This window comes from Chitinophagales bacterium, assembly GCA_013816805.1.
Lineage (GTDB): Bacteria > Bacteroidota > Bacteroidia > Chitinophagales > UBA10324 > MGR-bin340.
The window spans coordinates 174,559-196,857 of the sequence record JACDDS010000007.1; the positions used below are offsets into that span (position 1 = coordinate 174,559).

The 22,299-nt window shown below is 37.5% G+C and carries 18 protein-coding genes and 1 pseudogene; 7 read left to right on the forward strand and 12 right to left on the reverse strand.

From position 1 onward, the window contains the following. Positions 1-4: 4 nt before the first annotated feature. Positions 5-2,239 carry a T9SS type A sorting domain-containing protein gene (locus H0W62_07930; GenBank protein ID MBA3648463.1) on the reverse strand — a complete coding sequence of 745 codons (2,235 nt, stop codon included), beginning with the start codon at positions 2,237-2,239 and terminating at the stop codon, positions 5-7. Positions 2,240-2,350: 111 nt separating this feature from the next. Between H0W62_07930 and H0W62_07935 the strand changes: the two genes are divergently transcribed. Then, positions 2,351-3,232: a hypothetical protein gene (locus tag H0W62_07935; GenBank protein ID MBA3648464.1), complete on the forward strand. Its 882-nt coding sequence runs from the start codon at positions 2,351-2,353 to the stop codon at positions 3,230-3,232. A gap of 146 nt (positions 3,233-3,378) precedes the next feature. Here H0W62_07935 and H0W62_07940 read toward each other — a convergent pair whose 3' ends face one another. After that, positions 3,379-5,679, reverse strand: a complete 2,301-nt coding sequence (locus tag H0W62_07940) for a BamA/TamA family outer membrane protein (GenBank protein MBA3648465.1) — start codon at positions 5,677-5,679, stop codon at positions 3,379-3,381. 2 nt (positions 5,680-5,681) lie between these two features. Between H0W62_07940 and H0W62_07945 the strand changes: the two genes are divergently transcribed. Beyond that, on the forward strand, positions 5,682-6,422 hold the full coding sequence (locus H0W62_07945; GenBank protein ID MBA3648466.1) for an RNA methyltransferase: 741 nt from the start codon (positions 5,682-5,684) through the stop codon (positions 6,420-6,422). Positions 6,423-6,480: 58 nt separating this feature from the next. Here the strand turns inward: H0W62_07945 and H0W62_07950 are convergent, their stop codons facing one another. Further along, positions 6,481-6,618 carry a hypothetical protein gene (locus tag H0W62_07950; protein MBA3648467.1) on the reverse strand — a complete coding sequence of 46 codons (138 nt, stop codon included), beginning with the start codon at positions 6,616-6,618 and terminating at the stop codon, positions 6,481-6,483. Positions 6,619-6,842: 224 nt separating this feature from the next. After that, complete coding sequence (locus H0W62_07955; protein MBA3648468.1) at positions 6,843-6,989, reverse strand: hypothetical protein; 147 nt, start codon at positions 6,987-6,989, stop codon at positions 6,843-6,845. A 591-nt stretch (positions 6,990-7,580) separates the two neighbouring features. On the opposite strand from H0W62_07955, the gene H0W62_07960 reads away from it, so the two are divergent. Both H0W62_07960 and H0W62_07965 read left to right on the forward strand, forming a co-directional pair. Next, positions 7,581-8,645, forward strand: coding sequence for a ferritin-like domain-containing protein (locus H0W62_07960; protein ID MBA3648469.1), 1,065 nt, complete (start codon positions 7,581-7,583; stop codon positions 8,643-8,645). Between the two features lie 72 nt (positions 8,646-8,717). Continuing rightward, positions 8,718-9,614 (forward strand): T9SS type A sorting domain-containing protein, encoded by an 897-nt coding sequence (locus H0W62_07965; GenBank protein MBA3648470.1) that lies wholly within the window; start codon positions 8,718-8,720, stop codon positions 9,612-9,614. Positions 9,615-10,034: 420 nt separating this feature from the next. Here the strand turns inward: H0W62_07965 and H0W62_07970 are convergent, their stop codons facing one another. Further along, positions 10,035-10,175: a hypothetical protein gene (locus H0W62_07970; protein ID MBA3648471.1), complete on the reverse strand. Its 141-nt coding sequence runs from the start codon at positions 10,173-10,175 to the stop codon at positions 10,035-10,037. 560 nt (positions 10,176-10,735) lie between these two features. On the opposite strand from H0W62_07970, the gene H0W62_07975 reads away from it, so the two are divergent. Continuing rightward, positions 10,736-11,119 carry a hypothetical protein gene (locus tag H0W62_07975; GenBank protein MBA3648472.1) on the forward strand — a complete coding sequence of 128 codons (384 nt, stop codon included), beginning with the start codon at positions 10,736-10,738 and terminating at the stop codon, positions 11,117-11,119. Positions 11,120-11,158: 39 nt separating this feature from the next. Further along, positions 11,159-11,464 carry a hypothetical protein gene (locus tag H0W62_07980; GenBank protein MBA3648473.1) on the forward strand — a complete coding sequence of 102 codons (306 nt, stop codon included), beginning with the start codon at positions 11,159-11,161 and terminating at the stop codon, positions 11,462-11,464. Between the two features lie 224 nt (positions 11,465-11,688). Here the strand turns inward: H0W62_07980 and H0W62_07985 are convergent, their stop codons facing one another. The 7 genes and pseudogenes from H0W62_07985 to H0W62_08015 form a co-directional block, all read right to left on the reverse strand. Further along, positions 11,689-12,927, reverse strand: coding sequence for a hypothetical protein (locus H0W62_07985; GenBank protein MBA3648474.1), 1,239 nt, complete (start codon positions 12,925-12,927; stop codon positions 11,689-11,691). A gap of 775 nt (positions 12,928-13,702) precedes the next feature. Continuing rightward, positions 13,703-15,805, reverse strand: a complete 2,103-nt coding sequence (locus tag H0W62_07990; GenBank protein MBA3648475.1) for a tetratricopeptide repeat protein — start codon at positions 15,803-15,805, stop codon at positions 13,703-13,705. A gap of 886 nt (positions 15,806-16,691) precedes the next feature. Then, positions 16,692-16,868, reverse strand: coding sequence for a hypothetical protein (locus H0W62_07995; GenBank protein ID MBA3648476.1), 177 nt, complete (start codon positions 16,866-16,868; stop codon positions 16,692-16,694). 174 nt (positions 16,869-17,042) lie between these two features. Then, positions 17,043-17,486 (reverse strand): NAD(+)--rifampin ADP-ribosyltransferase, encoded by a 444-nt coding sequence (arr, locus tag H0W62_08000; GenBank protein MBA3648477.1) that lies wholly within the window; start codon positions 17,484-17,486, stop codon positions 17,043-17,045. A 22-nt stretch (positions 17,487-17,508) separates the two neighbouring features. Continuing rightward, positions 17,509-17,809, reverse strand: a pseudogene (locus H0W62_08005) (helix-turn-helix transcriptional regulator). Between the two features lie 27 nt (positions 17,810-17,836). Then, positions 17,837-18,613: a response regulator transcription factor gene (locus H0W62_08010; protein ID MBA3648478.1), complete on the reverse strand. Its 777-nt coding sequence runs from the start codon at positions 18,611-18,613 to the stop codon at positions 17,837-17,839. After that, positions 18,613-19,665 carry a histidine kinase gene (locus tag H0W62_08015; GenBank protein ID MBA3648479.1) on the reverse strand — a complete coding sequence of 351 codons (1,053 nt, stop codon included), beginning with the start codon at positions 19,663-19,665 and terminating at the stop codon, positions 18,613-18,615. The genes H0W62_08010 and H0W62_08015 overlap by 1 nt, the downstream gene beginning before the upstream one ends. Before the next feature lie 205 nt (positions 19,666-19,870). On the opposite strand from H0W62_08015, the gene H0W62_08020 reads away from it, so the two are divergent. Beyond that, entirely contained in the window at positions 19,871-21,715 is a 1,845-nt protein-coding gene (locus H0W62_08020) for a CHRD domain-containing protein (protein ID MBA3648480.1), read from the forward strand. Positions 21,716-22,299 lie beyond the last annotated feature (584 nt).

Below are 22,299 nucleotides of genomic sequence, written 5' to 3' on the forward strand. Positions count from 1 at the left end.
CTACTCAGCGGTTGATTACAATCTTTTGTACAGATTCAGATTGTTCATTTTTAATATGAAGAAAATAAATTCCTGCCGGAAGTGGTGGCAAAAATAATCTTAAAGTTCCTTTGGAAAAATTCTCATTTACGATCATCTTCTGTTTGCCCATCATATCCACCAGAGATACCTCACAGTTTCCATTGTTTTTAAAAGCATGAGATTCAATGGTAATAAAACCAGTTGTGGGATTTGGATAGAGTTTATAACTGTTGGATGAAAACACATCGGTCAGTTGAGTGGTGTGCATATCATAATAAGTAACCCCGCCGCGGTAGTTTCCTATCACGAGATCTGCTTGGCCATCCTGGTCTATATCGCCGCCGGAAATAGCCAGCCGGGATCCTTCGGAAATCCCGGCAAATATGGTATCCCTTTTATCAAAAGTTCCCGCTAGGTTATTATCGATGTTGGCATATTTATAGATATGTCCGTTCTCAGCACCTACAAAGAGTGTGTAGCCATTTCCATCTTTCAGATCAATTAAAAAAGGCACACTGTAACCCGTAATCGATTGACCATAAGTATAGTAAGGCCGGACATCTACATTTCCCAAAGAAGTAGTGATAAGCTGAAAAGAAGGGATTTGCAAAATGCCTGTATTTTCAAAGTAATCAATATTTCCACTTTGCTCCCCAATCAGCAGATCAAGCTTACCATCGCGGTTTACATCCACCAGCTGGGGTGTGCTGAACTGCCCGACGTCTATGGCTGCATATTTTGCCTGCATGAAAACAAAATTTGCTGCGCTACCCGGAGAAGTAGTATTTTCAAAATACAGTAATGTACCATCTTCCTCTCCAAGCAGCATATCATCATCACCATCGTTATCAAGATCTCCAAAAGCCGGATAAACACCGCTCACAAATAATGAAGAAATATTTGCAAAGTCTTTTGTAATAAGCTGAAAGGAGGGATGGGTCGGGTCTCCGATGTTTTTGTAATATGAAATTTTCCCAAGATAAGGTGCCTGTGAATTGCCATTGTTAAAATATCCCCTGTTACCGATCATCAAATCTTTTAGTCCGTCATTGTCTGCATCGAAAAAAATGGGGTAAGCGCCTTCTCCCACATCAATCATATCGCCGACAAGAAAAGTATCGGATAGGAAATGAAAATTTGCTGAAGCAGTGTTTCCCTGGTTTTGGTAATACCATGCGCACTTGTAGTTTTCAGACCCTCCCTGCGAATTGGGGGCCACGAGGAAGTCTTTTAACCCATCATTATTCATATCTGCGGCAAAAGGCGCAGGGAAGATGAAAACATCAGCGGGCCGGTCGTAGGAGGGATAAATCGTATCCTCTGAAACCATGTGGGCATTATCTGCAGAACCGCCGTTTATCATGTATACAATGTTAGTGAATGAAATGTCTCCCTTAATAAGTTCCTTAACACCGTCGCCTGTATTATCCAGTGAAAGCAATGTTGATCCGGCATGTAGAGAATTGTTATTCTGTTGTTGCCCTTTATGATAAGGACATGGTACACTTAGTGAATCCTGTTTGCGGAAACCGCTCTCAAAAAAATCACCCCAGCAATCATCATATTTTTCATAGATCAGGCTATCGCATCCGTAACCTCCTTCCTGCGATTGATTTTCAAAATACATCACGTAGCCACCGGTACTCTGAAAAGTAAGTATATCAATATCTCCATCGTTATTTACATCTACCATTGCCGGTATATCCACGCTGCTCACAAACAGGTTAAGCATATTTCCCTGAAACGGATACACGAGCAGGCTATCTGCAATAGAGAATTGAATGTGATTACTACAGTTATAATATCCTCTGAAGACACGGATTCCGGTTGCACCCGAGCTAAGTAAGAAGCTATATGTAAACAGATCTTCAATGCCATCACAATTGTAATCCAGGGCGAGTGTCCAGTTTTCCAGGTGGGGGAAATCATTCTCAAATTCCGGGTCATAAGTATAATCTAATAAACCGGGTGTTCCATGATTTAAAAAAGTATAGACTTTATTCCCGGTACGGTCAAATACCAGAAGGTCTTTAATTCCATCATTATTTAAATCAATAGCGGAAAATTGAGGGTTATTCAAACCACCGGCCCATGCATATTTCTTTTCAATGCTATTAATTCCCTTTACGGGAAGTGAATAGTCTGGTGCATATTGCGAAAACCCAAGTTTGAAAACAAACAATAAAAGAATCGCACCAATAAGTATTCGTGGAATCACAGGAAGAATTTATTTTGGAAAATTACATAAAACGAATTGTGTGGTTTTATATTGAATCCTGAAGATTATGTTAAATTTCGCCAATAAGGAAAAGGTCTAAACGAGGAGAATATGAAAAAAAGTGGTCTGTATTTGTATTTACTGGGGCTGATGCATGTTCTCTCCAGTAACTGTTTGTTCGCTCAAAGTTTAAAGCAACCTGATGAGTTTTTCAACACCAGAGACAGTCTTCCTAAAATATTCCTTGTAGGAACGTTTCACTTTGAATATTATAACCTGGATGCCTATAAAACAGACAAAGAGAAGCAGATAGATATTTTATCTCCTCAGAAACAAAACGAACTTCAGGAGCTTCTGGATTATTTATCACTTTATAAGCCTGATAAAATTGCCGTAGAATCGAAACCTGCCTGGAATGCCCAGGCCAAATACCGGGACTATAAAAGTGGTAAAGCTCCTTTGAGCCGTGATGAAATTTCACAGATAGCTTTCAGACTTATGGACAGGTTCCACCTAGATACAATTTATTCGATTGACGCAGGTTCCATTTATGATGATATGGAAATATTAAAAGATTCTGCTGTTTTCCACCCCTATTTAGACAGCCTGTTTAAAGACTACGATTTTCAGAGTAACGATGCAGTAAGTAAACGCTATATCAACTTCTATAATTATCAAACAACGTTAGCTACAGAAATTCCATTGCTTAAATATTTTAAATATATAAACAGTGATGAAATATTAAAACGTAATTATGGCGCCTATCTTACAGGGGACTTTAAGCTTGGCAATAATCGCGGTGCCGATGCCCTTGCGATGTACTGGTATGATCGCAATCTGCGCATCTTTAGAAACATTCAGAAAATTACTACATCACCACATGACCGGATCCTGGTGCTCTTTGGCAGTGGACATATGAGCATTTTAAATCAGCTCTTTGATTGCTCTCCGGAGTACGAGTATATCAAATTTAACGACCTGAAAAAAGAGTGATGCGCATAAACATATACCGTAGTCAATCTTAAAATTATAATTGAAGTGATAAGCTACGGCAACATAAATATTAATACAAGTGTAAACGTGTATTTAATTTGAAGCGAATACATACCCAGGTACTGATGATTTGCTCAAGAAAGACCTCAGAAGGGATACCCAATTGCCAGGTTAAACAGCAGGTTTTGTTTTCGCCAGTCTTTTGATTTCGGATCAAAATTATTAATCACCCATCTTTCTCCGGCAATTAGTTTAGGGTTGTAAAGAGGAGTTGCAAGATCCAGACGTAAAATAAAATAGGTGAAATCGAAGCGAAAGCCAAAACCTGTTCCTAGTGCAATCTCTTTATAAAACCGGTTGGTATCGAAATTAGCGCCCGGCTTATTGGGATCATTCTTTCGAAGCCATATATTTCCTGCATCCGTGAATAATGCGCCTTTCATTCGTTCAAAGATGGTGAAGCGATATTCTGCATTTGCTTCTAATTTGATATCTCCTGCGCTATTAAAAAAATTAACTGCAGACGTATCATTATATGAGCCCGGGCCTACGGAGCGAACTCTCCAGGCGCGCAGGCTGTTTGTCCCTCCAAGATAAAACTGCTTCACGTAAGGTATCACTTCAGAGTTCCAGTAGCTGATGGCTTCCCCCGCACTGAAGCGGACAACGAAGACCCGGTTTTGCGTGAACTGAAAGTAGTGACGGAACTCAGCTTCAGCCCGAAAAAAATTTGCATAATTGGTTCCCAATAAACTGTAATGATTATTTTCAAGGTTGCCATCACCTAATGCTTTATTGGCCAAATAGGTAATAGTGCCTGCTGCTTCGAGCGAGATCCTTAACACGGTAAAATTCTTTACCTTCTCTGTGTTCTGGTTTGAAAATATCGCGGTCAGGCTTGGCCCTATGATCAACTGATCCTCGAAAGTTTGCTTTAGAAACGGATCACTTTCAAGCCGCTGCTGAAAATCGCTGCTTAGTATCGATGAATTAATGTAGCTGATTGAAAACAAGCCGGGAAGAAAGCGATAATATCCCTTTCTTAAATCATAACCATAGGCAATGCTGTAATTCGTTAAAACATAAATACTCGTTTGCTTGTAGTAATTAACTTGCAGTGAAAGACGCGTTCGGGGGTTCCAGGTGACAAAAACATTATTTGGTAGAAATCGGGGCAGCGTTAGATTTAGCTGTCCGGAGAGATTAAAGATCAGGCTGTCTTTATTAAAAACCGGTATTTGTGTGCCTGCGTTTAAACTAAAATCGAGGACATTTGCTTCGCGAAAAACATTTTTGTTTTTATAGGAAAGCTTTACTGCAGCCCCGACGTTATCTTCTATATTACTCGCCTCCACTTCCGCGGAGACTGAATGTTTTTTTCCGGGTGTTAAATAGATAAAACAGTCTAATTTACTTCCTTCTGTCTCTTTCCACCGGATGCTTATAAACTTGAATATGCCCAGATCAGCAATCCGGTGCAGGGTAAAATTGTAATTATTCCTGGAATAGGCATCTCCTTCCGAAAGTAATATTGCTGATATAAGGGTGGCCGGTTTTATTACGGACCTTTCATCAATAAAAATGAAATGGCCGTGCAGGGTAGAATCATATTTTATATTTAATTGATTTTGTTCGGGATGATAATTTGGAAAAATATAAACGTGCCCGATAAAATATTTTTTTTGGTTTGTGGAATCAGCGGAGGCATTTACTTTCACAGATACTTTAACTTTTTTGTTTTCCTGAATAGTATCTGCCTCGAAGTAAATCAGGTCAGGGCGGAAATGGAAGTATCCCTGGTTCTGAATATAGATAAAAATACGCTGCTGTTCAGCACTTAGAACCTCACTGTCGAACGCTCCACCTGTCTTTATAAGTGTATTGCCGATTGATTCTTTTACAAGCCCGGCAATTTCGCTGGAATCAGAAGGGAGAAATACACTGTCAACCGTGTACAGCGGACCGGGGGTAATATAAAATTTCGGCGTAGCAAGTTTTTTTTTGATGGTGAAATTGTAGCGGGTTTCGGCAAGCAGATATCCCTTGCTTTTAGTGTAATCAAGCATTTGCTGTGCGGAGGCCGGCAGAAATGTAGAATCAAACAAGACCGGCGGTTCACCGATTTTAGTCATCATATAATACCTGAAGCCATGCTCTTTTTCTGTGTGAAACCGGTTGTAAATGGTAAGGTTTAATTTAAATAAGCCGAGTGTTTTTTTATTAGGTTGCTGTCGGGCAAGGGCAGAAAGTTTTGTCTGCAGTGATTGATTCGCTTCAATATTTTTACTAACCTTTGATGAACCTGAAGGTGATTGAACTATAATTTTATTTTCTTTCAGAAGAACCTGGTTGCCGGTAAGATATCGCGTGTTACCACAGCTGCTCCAGGCAATGGACAGGAACAAAGACAAAACCATGTATATTGCGCGGTGCCATAACGGATGCATGAATGCTTTCTAAGTCGTTTGAAAAATACATCAATTCACTAAAACAAAAAAAATACAGGATTGAATACAAACGCTTTATTGCTGAAGGTGATAAAATAGCCGGAGAATTATTAAACTCCAATTTACCGGTCGAAAAGATATGTGCCACGCCGAATTGGATCACCGCTAACGAATCGTTGTTGGAAAAGAGGAAAGCCTTGATTGAAGAGGTAAGCAGTCAGCAAATGAAAAAAATAACCGCACTCTCCACACCGTCGGAGGTGCTGTTGCTGGCAAAGATTCCTGATTACAAAATAGATCAAAAAGAAGTTTTATCGAACCTCAATCTGGTTCTTGACGGTATCCGGGATCCGGGCAATCTGGGGGCCATTATACGAATAGCCGATTGGTTTAATATTCCTCAGATCTTTTGCTCGGGAGATTGCGTGGATGCTTATAATCCAAAAGTGATACAGGCATCAATGGGTTCCATTTGCCGTATAAAGGTTTTCGAAAAAAATCCGGGTTCACTCTTTGAAGAATATCCAGCCAAAGTCTTTGCAGCAACTTTTAATGGCGAGAATATCTTCCAGGCACAATTATCTGAACAGGGATTTATTATTATCGGAAATGAAGCGCGTGGTATTTCGAAAGAATTAGAAAAATACATAACAAAAAAAATTACCATTCCTCAGTTCGGAAAAGCCGAATCACTCAATGCTGCGGTGGCCACGGGAATTGTATGTGCGGCATTCAGAAAGTGAATACGGCACCATCATCAGGTATTAGTGTAGCCTTATAATCTTTTTTTCTAACAAGTAATTAAAATAGTGTTGCATGTTCCTCATGGAAAGGTTTTCGGGGATTCTGTTTCATTCGCGCATTGATCTGTTCGGCGAGCCATTGAAAATACTCGCCCAGGAAAGGAACGGGCTGTTTCTCACGGATGTCCTGAAACATTACTTTATATTTTTCCCAGGAATTGGTGACTAATGAGCCAAGTGTTTTATCTACGAGGTAATGTTTATGAGTTTTTCTGCCACAATAATGCCAAGCGATTCCATTTGTTGTGCAAACTGAATCAGCATCACCCGGTCGTTCACAGGAAGTGCCTGCATTTCTTCCCGGGTGCCAGGCATATCCGTACTTGTAACATACAGGATAAGTTCTGCAAATTCGCGCGTCTAAAAATTGTTTAGTGTATCGAGTGTAAGACGCTCACGGCGGTCGCGGGCCGAAGCCCTCACATGTGCAATTCCTATTACGAGCGCTATTAAAAATGATAATGTAAGCGCAACATTGGCGATTATTGTTAAAATGTCGTTGGTCATAAAATTTACCAGTTATTTTAAACTTATCGCAAAAGATAAAGATGGAAAGATTAACCTAATTTAGTAAATCCTGAATACAAAGACAACTGCGTTTTTGAATGATCACCGGCACCGGAAATCAGGGTTAAAGAATTAAAGCGAAGCGGTAAATCGTGTAGAAGAACCATATCGTACGGAAGATATTTAAAGGCGGTATCACAGGTTTACTGCAAGCAACTTAAGACATGGATAGTAAAATACCAGCTGAAGTTTCTGTAGGAATTTAAGGTGACGGCTTCAGATTCAACTATTCAGATATCAGATTGGCAGTGAAATGTCTCTTTAAGGCCTGGGAACTAAAGCAGCAAGGCATTGCACCGGTTTAAATATAAATTCTACCTATTGGAGTGGTAAATATGCCCGATCCGAAATGTTTAATCCAAATATTTCTTTGTTTAAGGTAAGTTCGTTTAATATTAAATTTTATATATAGATGAACTTATTAAACTTATATTATCATACATTTATAATCAAAATAAGACGAAGAAACCAGGATTAACTAAAATAATAAAAAAAGTAAAAAATAATTTTTTAACCTAAAAAATTAAAATGATGACAAACAAATTAGACAACAGGTTTCAAGAAAAAAAATTAAATGAAACTAAATCCAAGCATTCCCGTCGTTCTTTCCTTCAGCGCTCGGCGCTTGCAGGGGCCGGACTGGGACTGAGCTCATTGACAGGTTTATCTGCCTTTGCACGTTCTTTTAAATCATCAGGAATAACACAGGGAGATGTGGACATCCTCTCGTTCCTTGCCGCGGCCGAATTAATTGAAACTGACCTGTGGGAGCAGTATTGTGAATTAGCCGCAGGCAATAAGCCTTACGGGGATGCCCTTAGTACGATAGAAGATGAAATGGTTATCTACATATGTGACGTCACCGACAACGAACGGAGTCACGCAAAATTCATCAACTCATTTCTGGAAGCCAATGGTTTTGCACCGGTTAACCTCGATCCCTTCCGTACACTGCCAAGCAGTACGGCGAAGGGCGCTAAGAATAAAGGCAGGCTCACCAATCTTTTGAAAACCAGCGTTGATACGAGCTTTTATCTTCGTTATCGCGACACGGGAAACCCGGATTTTGGTGATACGTATCCGCAGTTTGTTGACATCAAGAATGTGCCGCTGATTCCGGTCGATGACAGGAACTATTCAGATAAGGAAATACAGCTCATCGCTAACTCGGCCGCGTTTCATTTTTGCTATATAGAGCAGGGCGGAACAAGTCTCTATCCGAGCTTTATCCCTAAAGCAACCGATCTCGATGTGCTTCGCATCCTCACCGGTATTGGGCCAGGAGAAGCGTATCACTTCGCAGCATTCCATCAGTCTCTTGAAGGCCTTCCTGAAATCTCCGGACATGGATTAGTATTTCCGGATGTGGAAGAAAACAACATTGGAGCGCACCATATCCCGCATCCTTGTAAATTCATCGATACCTCATTGCGTAATGCCTCCGTGGTACGACCCACCCTTACGGTCAATGCCGGCGCGGTAGCTACGGTTACATCTCTTACAAATACAGGGTTGTTCAAAGGACAAAGCCAGGAATTCTTTTCGGCTGCAATGGAACTTGCAGTGGCAGCGGATGCCGCTATGAGGACACTTTAAAATGAGGTCTTTCAGAGATAAGTGAAGATCATTTATCATCTATTTTTTACTAACATGTAAAAAACCTAAATAATGAAAACTAAATTTTTTTACACAATAGTTGGTGCTCTTTTCTTATGGCACACCACTATTGCACAATCACCCGCCTGGCAGGGGAATAGGGGAGAGAGATATGTGGATGTCAACAGATCTGATAAAGACTATACTGCAGTTGCATATGCCTCCGGAAATGTTTACAGGATGGGAAGCTTCTCAGGAAGAGTAGATTTTGATCCGGGACCGGGAAGTTTTTATTTAACATCTGAGGCCGCAAATGACATGTTCATTCAAAAATCAGATGCCTTGGGCCATTTAATCTGGGTTAAAGACATAGCATTAAGCTCAGTAATGAATGGACGATTCATTGCAAGCCGTTCTGATGACGCGGGAAGAGCGTACGTCACGTCTCCCCTGGGAGAAACTTCGGATTTCGATCAGGCAAAATTCTCGGATTTAAAACGTAATTCTTATTCTGTGGGGGATATATTTATTTTAAAATTAGATCCTTCAGGCAATTTTATCTGGTGTAATAATATAGCCACATCAGGTCAGAATATAAACAACTCCTTAACCATTGATGCTACCGGAAACATTTATTCTAAAGGTTCATTTTCTTTCAAACCGGAGCAACCCGATGCGGTGGCTGATAAGGAATTGACTACAGGTAATGCATTACTCGAACTTTATCCCAATCCTACCTCTGGCAATTTTATTATGAACCTGCAATTAAACGAAGACGTGAATGAAATTGCTATTGTGCAGGTCTATGACGCTTTGGGAAGATTGGTAAAATCCAACAATAGTCCTTTTGCGCATGGAGTCTTGTTTGATGAAATGAAACTGGATAACACGTTAGCAGAAGGCATGTATTCGGTGCGTGTAACTGTGAATAACAAAACCTTGCAGCGGCAGCTGATCTATCAGCGATGAAAAAGCGCGTGCTACAGAAGGATCTGCATCGGCAAGAAACGAAGTGTCATAATATTAAAAAGGGTGGCTGCTCAAGCTACCCTTTATTATTTAATGGAGAATGGTGATAATCACAGATATTTTTATAAGTGGACTGGCTGATGTCCGAGTTTTCCAGACGACAGACAAAAATTGCATTCGCTTTTTTATTCTTTAATTGTAGCCTTGTTATTATTAATAACAGAAAATCTATTGATCATCTTCTTATAATGTTGTCGGATGGCAAGGACTACAAAGGATATTTTAAATTCTGCTTTTTCAATTTTTATTAGTAGGCAATGCTGAGGGGATTGCAGGCGGAACCTAATTCTCCAAAGTCTTATCTTCCTGTAACTGATAATGCCTGGTTTTCGTAGGCAATTGATAAAACTGATTTATTGTTTAATGAGGGCTGATTTCAGCCATCGCATAAACTGATAGTCTAATCACTCTTAGTTGAACAAGAATTCTTTCTGCAACAGTTATTTGTGGGTATGCCTGCTTTAATTCTTCAAAAGAATAATCTTCAGCAAGCTTTTCCAAAATTAATTCTACTGGTATCTTTAATCACCATTTTTCCAAACATAATTCAGGGTCAGATGATATGTGTGCTCTCCAGTTCATTGGTAATGATTTTTTTAAAGATTCAAATGTCAGGTGAAAAAGCATGTGAATCTTCGCGTGCACTTGCCTTCTTTGTCCGTGGTCGACTTCTTTGCAGATCACTTAAACAACCCTTAACTTATGAATGATTTCTTTACTGCAACTACCATTTGTTGGAAAGCGCTGCTTTTAATGATGTCTTTAAAAAATAATTACAGGTTCTTTGAATTAACTTATCAAAATAAGGATAGGGTTCATGGTACTGATTGGTAGAGTTGTGGACGGCGAGGACACCGATACAGGGCGAAATAATATGCTTTTTAGCGGGTATTATTTTTAAACAGGGTGATTTATAAATTGTTCATTGCAATGATAGGTTTTAGACCGGTGATAAAAATTTATGTATTATTCGATTCTAAATTGTTTTAAGAAAATATTCCATGTATATTTTTTAAAACTTGCTGATTAATTCAGCTAAATTTTAAACTAGAAATTTAAGTATGCCCGAAGGTCCGTCTATACTTCATTTAAGAAGCGAGTTGCTGCCTTTTAAAAATAAAATTGTGAAGAAGGCCGGTGGCTATGGTCCAATGCCAACCAAATGGATCAATGGAAAAAGACTTTTGGATATCAGTACCTGGGGAAAGCATTTGCTTTTAGTTTTTCCAAACGGAACAGTAAGAGTGCATTTAGGCTTGTTTGGCGAGGTAATCATTAATGAACGTAAAAAAATTAACCGCTCATTTTTTCTTGAGTTTGCAAAAGATGAAATAAATGGATACGTGGTAGGAGCCGAAAAATTAAAGGCTTCGCCGGAAGAAGTGTATGACTGGCGGGTAGATATTCTCAGTAAAGATTTTGATGCAGATTATATAAAAATTTAATTAAAGAAAAAAGCAGATAAAACGATTGATGATGTATTGATGGATCAAAAAATATTTTCAGGTGTTGGTAATAAAATAAGGAATGAGGCGCTGTACAGGGCCGGCATTCATCCCTTAAGCATGATAGGGAAAATACCTGCAGCGAAAATTACAAAGCTGGTAAATGAAGTAGTGAAGTATGCAAAGTTGTTTAACAAAGAGTTAGATACAAAAGGAAAGAACACCAGCTTTGCTGTTTATCAACAAACGTATGCAGCTGATGGCAGTGAAGTAACGATGAAAGTATTACCTAAATCTAAACGAAAATTATTCTACTCCGAACATAAACAAAAGCTGTACGAATAATATTTATTACGACCTATCAGCTTTTTTATTTGGATTTATATCCATTAAATACAAAATAAACTATTCACTTTGCCATCGGTAATTTCATAAATAACCAAGTGGAATTGCCGGAGTTTCACATCCCTATCAATTTTTTGGTCATCACTAAATCTTAAATATTCGAGATGTTATATGATCTCATTATAGCGCTGAATTAGGTATATTTTGTCTGGATTATATTCTCCTTACTCCACCTTCTGCATTTCTTTCCAACTTTGATCAACAAAAACAGACGAAGGGTCAAAACTTGAATTATTGCTCATGATAAAGCTACTTCCATCGCTCCTGCTCCATGCATGATCATAGCCTGAACTTAATTCTATCTTACCGGTTTCATCACGGTAATTTTCCACCTCACGAATGGCTTTTACAAAATTGGTATGTATACGATCGCCTGATTGTTGCGAAGCTTCCCAACTACGCATATTTGCATCCATATTACTTATGTTCTGCTGTCCTTTTTTTATGGCATTATCACCCATCTGACGGGTTAGGTCATCATTCATTTTAATTCTGCCAATATGTGCAATGTTGCTTTGCTCCCTTACCCCAAGCCAGAACTCATCAACTGTTTTTTTCCAGGCGGTATTGGTTCTTATACTGCCCATAATTACACTCAGCATATTCGTTGCCTTATCACGTTCACCTGCAGGAAATACAAAAACTGACCGTTCAGAGGCGGAAGTTGTAAAAATTTTGCTACTGCTGCCATTATAAATGTTGGGAATAGTCCCTTCAAGAATATTTATTCCGCACAGTACTATACCTTCAGTCCCGTTTGTCCATTTTACATTGGCAGTTATGGCACTTGTATAATAGTTTACCTGGCTGGCCCCATATCCCATCAGTTCCTGCCTGCTTTTTGCATTATTTTCCTCGATTGATTGCACTCCTCCAGGATTTGCATTTACACTAATCACCTCTGGATTTCCCAGTTCTTTCCGTGCAAAAACATTTTTAAAATAAGTTTCTGCATTCATTGGCGCGCCATATGAGCAGAACTCTGAGTTTCCCTGCGATTGATTCGGAGGGCCTAGTTGAGGGTCAAAATTCCATGCTATATTAGGTAACATCTCAAAGATGAATTTGCCATCCGGTGAAGTTGCCTTTACTCTTAGGTTGTTGCCGGCACATGGAGTGCCTGGCGGAGTCCACATAATGTCCCCATCAAGCTTCCAGGTCTTTGGTATTAAAAGGCTGAAGGCTTCTACTGGCTGGCTGAATCCTACTTTGTCCAAGACACGGGCTCTTGTGAATTCAACATAATCTTTTCCTTCAGTATAATTTGAGGATGTGGTTTTTACTTTATTTGATGTGGTGGAATTGTTTTTATTGTTAACAGGTTTATTCTGGCTATTGCAACTTACAACACCTATTAGTGCAGCAGAGCAGAATAAAAAATGGTAAAAAATGTAACGTTTCATGATTGTATTTTTTAGTTTGTATGAATAGTATTCTATGTTAAAAATAATTAATAAAATAAACAAATAGTTTCATTTAATTATGTGGCTTGTATCAATGTGATTCTGATCAATTACCCATGCAGTGATATAGAACTTGTAGAAAATCCGGTTGATTATATACATAGTTTTGCAAAATATTATGCTACTGGTGAGCAAGGCATTTACCTGATTAATGATGAATGAAATTTTATTCTCAAATATTTAGGAAGCAGCAGGAAGTAAGTCTATCATGTTTTTATTGGAAGCACCGCCGTATCCTGCTCTGCTGCTTGCTCATGCATAATAACCGGTTTAGGGAAAATGGAGTTTGGCAAGGACGTTTATGGATTATCCTCACGCATCAGCTCGTTTTTATGAATTAAACCAAAAGGAACCGGATTAACTTTTCACATTATCTTATGCGGATGAATATAAAACAACGCCGAGTCCTCGCTCCTCACAGCAAAGTATTCGTTTGTATTCGTAAGGTTTATGGCCTATTATATAGTAGATGAATTATAGAAGAGAAATGAAGCAGCATTGCTAGAACACAGTATGAAAACGGAGCACTGGCAGAAAAGTTAAAAGGTAAAAAGCACGAGTTATTTGAACCCTCTTTTGATCCTAAAGAATGTTACACCATAAAATCACAGGTAAAAAAGTTATTAATAGTATTGTTATATCCTGAATTGTTAAGCTCGCGAACGCTGAGCGCAGAGCTTTGCTGCATTCGCGCGCTGGTGGGTATGTAATCTAGCTAGATAATGCTTTCCACAAAGTACATATCAATCTCACCCTTATTCTTCGCCTGAATTTTTCCTCTGTGTCTGCAGCTGAATTTATCTTTCACCAGTTCATAGGTCATTCCGCTGATGTTTACTTTTCCGGCTTCACCGCTGCTTTCCATTCTTGAAGCCATGTTTACGGTATCGCCCCAAATGTCGTAGGCAAATTTTTTCACACCTACAATTCCTGCCACGACAGGCCCGGTGTGAATGCCAATTCTTATTTGAAACGGGATTTCTCCTTTTGCTTCCTTTTCTTTTTGGCGGTTGAGGATAAAGTTTCTGATTTCAATGGCCGCAGTTACTACATCAAAGGCATGGGTATAATTTAATACCGGTAAACCACTGGCACACATATATGAATCACCCACCGTCTTAATTTTTTCCACCTTGTGTTTCTGAAGAATATTATCAAAGGCACTAAAGCAAAAATTAATTTCATCCACCAGCAGTTCGGCACTTACCCTTTCGCTTACACTGGTAAAATCTTTAAAATCAGCAAACATTACCGTAACCATACTGTATGTTTTTGCCTGGCATTGTCCGGTTTGTTTTAATTCTTCTGCAACTTCACAGGGAAGAATATTGAGCAAAAGCTCTTCGCTGCGCTTTCTTTCTATATCACTTCTCTTTTTCTCTTTGCCTATCCGGTTGCGCTGCTTAAAAAATACTCCAGCAAAGAGCAGCACAACTGCAAAGCCACTGACGAATCCGTTACGAACCAGTTTTTGTCTCTGTAATTCTTTCAGAGCTATCGCATCTTTTTTTTCCTGTTCGGCTTTCGCCAATGATTCTTTTTTATCGAAGTCATATTGCATTTGCGATTGCACTAATTTCTTAGTGTTTTCTTCATTGAATAGACTATCACGGTAATTAATGTACAACTTATAGTGTTCCAGAGCCTGTTTAAAATTGCCTTGCGCACTGTCTAACCTAGCCAAACCACCATAACCGTTTTTAATATAATCAGGGCTGCCAATTTTTTTTGAAAGCAATAAGCCTTTATTCAAATAAAGAGAAGCATCACTGTTTTTTTCCTGTTTTGTATATATATTTCCTATCTCGATATAAGCGTCCGCAATGCCGCTGTTATCTTCGATTTTCTCACTGCTCTTTAAATAATCTAAAAAATAATTTAATGCCTTATCGTAATTATTTTCATGCATGTAAACGAGTCCGATATTGTCAAAGGAAAAAGTAATGCCTTGCTGATCCCCGATCTCCTCCTGAATCTTTAAAGCATCAAATTGGTATTTCAATGCTTCGGGATAGTTTGCCTGGTCATCATGAATAATCCCGATGTTGTTGTAAGAAGAAGCGATACCTCTTTTATCACCTACTTCCTGCCGCATTTTTAAAGCTGCTAAATGGTATTTCAAAGCCTGGGGATAATCGCCGTGATTATAATAAGTGCTTCCAATATTATTGTAAGAATTAGCGATGCTTTTTTTGTCCCCGGTTTCTTCCTTAATTTTCAAAGCAGCAAAAAAGTTTTTTAATGCTTCCGGGTAATTGCCCTGGGTGGCATAAATATTCCCTATATTATTATATGAAGCGGTGGCACCCACTTTATTTTTGGTTTCTTCCCTGATTTTTAAGGCCGCAAAATTATTTTTCAATGCTTCAGTATAGTTGCCCTGTTCATCATAAATATTTGCGATGCTGCTGTAAGCCCAGGCTTTTAGGTTCTGGATTTTAGATTTGTCAGTTGCTTTTTCTGAACCGGATAGCTGATCGCATATCTTCAACGCGTCTGTGTCATTTTTCAAAGCTTCTCCGTATTTTCCAAGATTCGCTGTTGCAATACCTTTATATATATAAGCGTAGACCATTCCTGTTTTATCATTTGTCTTTGTTGCCAATGCAAGAGCTTCATTGGCAAAATATATTGCTGTATCAGGGTCATTGCTCCTGTATTCATAAGCAATCGCATTGAGTGCTTTTATCTTTGCGGTGTCCTGAGTGGTTGTTTTTAAAAGAGTAACCAGGGAATCAATCTTTCCCTGCCCGTGTTTTTGGGAAAAACATGGTACCACCAGGACGAGCAATACTACAACCAGAAGTCTTGTTTTCATGGGAGCAATGTAATGATGAATAATTACCTTTATTCTTTTAATCCTTTTGAATACACTGTCTTTGCATGCCGTCCATAATGGAGGTCATGTTAGCAGTTAAGCACTACTTTTTTTATCCTACTATTCTCAATTGGCATCACTTTGCATGCTTATGATGAATGTAAACAAACTATTGTAGATGAATGGCGATGGTTAATAACGTTAAATAGGAATCACCGTTTACGCTTTTGTTATCATGACCGATCATTATCGAATTATTTGGTCAATTATGTCCGCCGGGTTACTCTGTGAGCCTTCTGTGTTTACCGGTCACTTAACCGAGAATAAAGCGGAGCGAGGACTCGGCTTACAATAGAAACTGAACTACATGTATAATAACCCGGTTTCCGGAAAATGGAGTTTGGCAAAATACGTTTCTCGATTATCCTCACTCATCGGCTCGTTTTTATGAATTTAACGAAAGAGACCGGATTAACCTTTCACATTATCTTTATGCCGATGACTATAAAGCAACGCTGAGTCCTCGCTCCACACATGGCTTAACAGAGTGACTCGGCACGGACACAAAAAAAAGTTGGTTTGGGAAATGTAAAAAATTCTTCGTTTTCAATTTCTACTCTTTCGCCACATTCTAATTTTAATTTATGTATAATATTATTTCTGTTTAATGGAGATTCTATTGCCAATAATAAAGCCACAAGCTGCCTCATAGGTTGAATTAAATAAATTAGGCCTTAGAAAATATGTTTTTGTTGTAAACTATAAATTAATTCATTATTTATAAATTTTAGTATCCCATGTTTTTCCATCAATATAGCTGAAATATTTTGTATGGCTTGGGCAAAAAATTCTTTTTCTAACCCTTTGTTGCAATAAACATTCCCTATTAAATTGTTTCAATTTGTTTTAAAATAACTGTTGCAATTTCATTTGGATGAGCTTCTACATTAAAACTCATTACGATTTTGGTTGCATCGTTCTTTAATGTTGGCCGTCCACCAAAATATCTATTTTGATTTTGTAAATCAAACTTACCCAGTAAATTTTGTTCTGTAGTTTTCATCTTTTAAGATATTCATTTTGATTGTTTTTAATTGTTAGATAATTCCTGTTTTGATTTAGGTTGCCAAGTTGCAGAAGAGGCTACGGCCATTTAATTACCAGTTTTTTTTATTCATGAATCCAATACAAAACTAAAAGGAAAGTGCTTTACCCGCTATTTCCTTCCGAGAGATTTTTACGATTCATTTAACGAATTAATTCCTTGTTTTTTAAGTTTAGCTAATGCGTCTTTCATTGCTTTAACTTGTTCTGCTGGATGTCCTTGCCAAATTGTAATTTCTCCAACAACTTTAAATGGATGAATTGAACGATAAGATTTTGTTGGATTACCTGGGAATTTTTTATCAGTCAAATCAGGGTCATCCGCAATAGGTCCGGTTGGTTCCACTAAATAAATTCTTTCACGTCCATCCCCAAAGGCGAGTTCAGCACCCCAGATAGCTGCATCTAATGTCGCTGTCAGGAAAATATATTTCGCATTTTTTCTTTGTCCAAAGTTGGAGTTATAACCAACTTTAATAAAGTCCCCACCCTTTAGGTCAGTCTTTGTACCGTGAAAGTAAGTCTGAGAAAATGGGGTTGGACTGTGCCCATTTGATTTGCTGTTTGCAGTTTTTATTTCTTCGGTCAGTTCCAATTCCTCAAAATTTTACTGATAACTCCAAATGTCTGCCAAGACCGAGTTTAACAATTTTTTGTAGTGTCGAAATACGAACTTCTTTTATATTGTTCTCGATTTTTGAAATGTATCCGTTATTTGTTCCACACTTCTCTACTAGTTCTTCTTGGATCATTCCCTTTTCGAACCGGGCCTGCTGGATAAGAAACCCTGGTTTAAAAGATTCAAATACTTTTCAAACTTGTCATGGTTGGAGTTCCTTTTTTACCGTATTGTTCTTCAACAAATTGGTCGAACGATTTTAAATTACTTTTCTGTTTCATATTCCTTTTTTAATTTTTAGTGCCCTTTCAATTTCCGATTTTGGTGTCTTCTGTGTCACTGATAATGCTCTTAAACTTATTTTTGCCTATTGACTGTAAAAAAGCCTCTCTAAATTGCAAACCAACTGGCACTTCTGATTTACCAACCATTACGGTAGTGTTTTTGACAGCCGTTATATGTTTTCTGGAAATTAAAAAAGACCGATGCACCCGTAAAAAATCATCGCTCTCTTTAAGTAACTCTTGTTCCATTTTAGAGAAGGCAACCAATGGTTTAAGAACTTTGCCATTACTCAAAATTACCTTAGTATAGTTTTTCATTGCTTCACAATATTGGATATCACTCAACACTACGGGATAACTCATTCCTTCAGATTTAATATAAATCGTTTTATCCTGATGGAAGATTTCGTTTAAAGAATTTGTTGCCAATCTAATACTATCAATTGCTTTAAAAACAGCAATTGCAAATCGTTCAAACGAAAAAGGTTTTACCAAATAATCTATCGCATTAACTTCATAGCTGGCTACGGCATATTCGGAATAAGCCGTTGTAAAAATTATTTTAATATCCTTTTTTACCATTTTGGCCATCGCTAAACCAGTCAGATTGGGCATATTAATATCTAAAAAAATAACTTGAATCGAGCTATCTCTTGAAATCATCTCCAAAGCTTCGATTGCATTTTTACATTCCCCCGCATTTTCCAGAAACTTAATTTGTGTTACATAACCACCAATGATTTTCCTGGCTATTGGCTCATCATCCACAATGATAGATCGATATTTTTGACTGTTTTCCATTACTTTAAATGAATGCTTAGCGCAACACTGTAGAACATTTCGTCTTGATGAAAGCTTAAAGCATGCTTTTCATTCGGATAAATGACACTCAATCTTTTTTTGGCATTTTCTAATCCAATTCCCTTTTCAGTGGCGAAACTGTTTTGAGCATTTGTATTGTAATTATTTTTCACGGTAAGATTTAAAATTCCATCTTCAGAAACAATAATGCTTAGGGCAATAAAAACAGGCTCATCTACTATGTTTTTAGCATGCTTGAATGCATTTTCAATGAATATTATAAACAATAAAGGCGCTATTTGATATTTTTCAGGATCCTTAATATTGACAATGAACTGAATGTCTAAATTTGATTCTAATCGGATTTTTTCTAATTCTATGTAGTTTTTCAAATAATCTATCTCGTCTTTCAACGGCACCTTCTCTTGTTGGGTTTCATATAAAGAGTATCGCAATAAATCCGAAAGGCGAATCATTAAATCAGGTAATTTTTTAGAATTCTCTACTGCTAATCCATAAAAATTATTCATGGTATTGAATAAAAAATGTGGGGAAATTTGTGCTTTTAAATTTTCTAATTCAAAATGCAATTGCAGTTTCTGTTGCTGATTTTGCTGGTATTGGACGATAAAATTATCTTTCAAATATTTGAAAACCACCACAAAAATATAGAACAAAAAGTAAATTGGAAGATTGCTCAAAATAATCTCGTCTAGTTTTGAATTCGCAACATCGGGTATTGATTGCATCATTACTTTCATTAAAAAACTTCTTAAAACCACAAATGATACCCAAAGTAAAGTGCCTACGCCCAAGAATATAAAATATTGGTTTTTAATAATCATTTGCTTGTATAAAAACAAAGTTGAATACACAAATGCAACGAAAAACAAATCCGAAACAAGCATAAAATTTAAATAGGCTGGATAGGACAAAACAGTTATATAGTAATTTCTAAAAACATATAAAACATAAAAAATCCAAAAACAGCAATGCCAAACCCAACGGTTTTCAATGAGAATTTTGCTGATATTAAACTTTTCTGTTTTCATGAATGCTTTATAAATCAAAAGTGATTATTTTATTAATAACACGCAAACCCACCGGACGAACAGGCTGTTTCAATGACGAAACTGGATTTTTTTGAGTTCGTCAATGTTTTTTACTTTCTAACTTCAAAAATATCGATTCCATACTACGGTTGATTTTTTGAATCTTATAGATACCTAAATTCGATTTTTCTTAATCACTTAAATATTGAAAATCATGAAAAAATCAGTCCTTATTGCTATTTTATTATTTGCATTTTCTCAATCGAATGCCATTTCTTTTAAGGAAGATTTATTATTTACCGCAACCATCGATGGCATGCAGGCAATTCCCACAGTTTCAACTTCAGCTAAAGGAATTGGTAGTTTTATGCTCAACAAAACCAGAAACGCTATTTCTGTTAATATTAGCTTTGCGATGTTAAGCGGTGCTCCCGTCAATGTGAGTATTTATCAGGGAGCCGAAGGGACTAATGGTACATTGTTTCTGGATTTGACACCATTTATTTTAGGCAATAGAATTGCTACCACAATCACGGGAACGGATGTTACGGCTAACTTAGCAAAATATTTCAACGATGATTTGTATGTTCTTGTAAAAACCGTCAGCAATCCTACGGGAGAAATTCGTGGACAGATAAAACTGGAAACTGATTTGAATTTTGTAACCGATTTAAATGCTATGGAAACAATTCCTATGATAATGGTAAGTGGCGCTTATGGTTTAGGATCATTTGGTTTGTCTTTGGATAACAGTAAATTAGATTTTAAAGTAATTTGCCAGGGTTTGACGGGAGCCGTTACCAGTGCAAAATTATATTCAGGAACAATAGGAATGGTTGGTGAAGAAGTAGCCGATTTATCTTCTTTCATCAATGGCAATGTAATTACGGGAAGCCTCATTCCACCTGCATCCATGCTGGGTAATTTACTGATTGGAGAAATTTATTTAAATATTACAACAGCTGAGAATCCTACGGGGGAACTGAGGTCCCAATTGGTCAATTACAAAGGGCTTATGTTTGATGGTATTTTAGATGGCGCACAAATGGTTCCTCCGGTTACAACTCCAGCTCAAGGAGTTTGTGTAATTCGTTTTAGCCCGGATTTAGCAACCATGTATTATGATATTGTTGTTGACGGTGTGCCCTCATCAATAGATTATTGTCATTTGCATATAGGAGAATTTGGTCAACCTTATAATAGTTCCTCGTATCAGGTAGACTTTACTTCTACTATTAATGGTAATAGAATCAAAGGAACAAAAACTGATATTAGCGAAATAAACAAAGACTATCTTTTAACGAGTAAATTAACACTCCTGATCCATACTGCCGATTATCCTCAAGGTGAAATCAGAGCGCAAATCGTGAGATATGCCCGCGAAGGCTTTACCATAAATCTCGAAGGACAACAAGTGGTGCCGGCAGTTACAAGCGCGGCCTATGGCTCTGGAATTGTGTCAATAAGTCGGGATGACGAGAATGCCCATTATAACTGGGTTGCAGGAAATTTGAGTACTACACCTACTGATGGTCATTTCAAAAATAATGTTGTTGGACAAAATGGATCGGTAATTTATCATATGGGATCGGCAATGAGTGTTGTTGGAAATAATGTCTCCGCAAATGGTTTTTGGAAAAGTTCGGACAGCATTCCTTTTCTAAGTATCAATTCCGCTCAATTTTCTGCCGACAGTGTGTATTTAGACGTTCAAAATAACGCTTTCCCGGACGGTGAAATCAGAGGCCAGGTTTTAGATGATTATGTGAATTATACATTGGCAACGAATAGTAATTTTTCAAATTTTGATTTACTGATTTATCCTAATCCAAGCGCAGGAAAAATAATGATATCTATACCTGAATTTAAAAATACGAAAGCCAAAATTGAAGTCTTTGACCTTTTAGGACGCACCACTTTTAGTGAAGAGTCTTCAAGTATTGGATCCTCTGAATTGAAAATAGATTTGAGTACTTTATCAAAAGGGAATTATATCCTGAAAGTTTCAAATAATAATCAGTTTACAACTAAAAAAATCACTTTAAATTAAATTTTAAAACAAAAAAGAAGCCGTCTCAAAACTGAGGCGGCTTTTAATTTTAGATTTAACCTGAGTTCTTTTTGCTTTTTGTTGTCAGGTTTTAGGACTTCTTGATTCTTACTCTTATGAATATAACCTTCTATTTGTCTGCCTTTCCAAGCCGTGATTTTTGCCCATTCAAAATTGTCCTCAAATTAAAATAGAAAAAATCGTCTGTGTAAAGTGTGTCAACTACTTTAAAGTCCTTATCCGGTCCACTGCCAACATTTGTAAATCCGTCTTGGTAAATTAAATATAATAGCAGGTTTGCTCTCTGCAAAAAGTGTTACTGAGCAGGCAATGACCAACTCTTGATAATTCTATTCCGTTTTTATTTGCCTGATTAATAAAGTCCTGCATAATTCCCGTCGATATTTTGATGGTTTCCTGTCTTTAAACAATGACCGCTAGCATTTTGCGGCTTGGCGTTGTGGCGGATTTTTGCATTAATTGTAATCACTACTATTTAATCTGACAGACAGTGGACTTTTTTTGTTGGATGTGGAAAACGCGAAAAGCGTTTACCACATCATAATAATAGTAAAAAATCATGA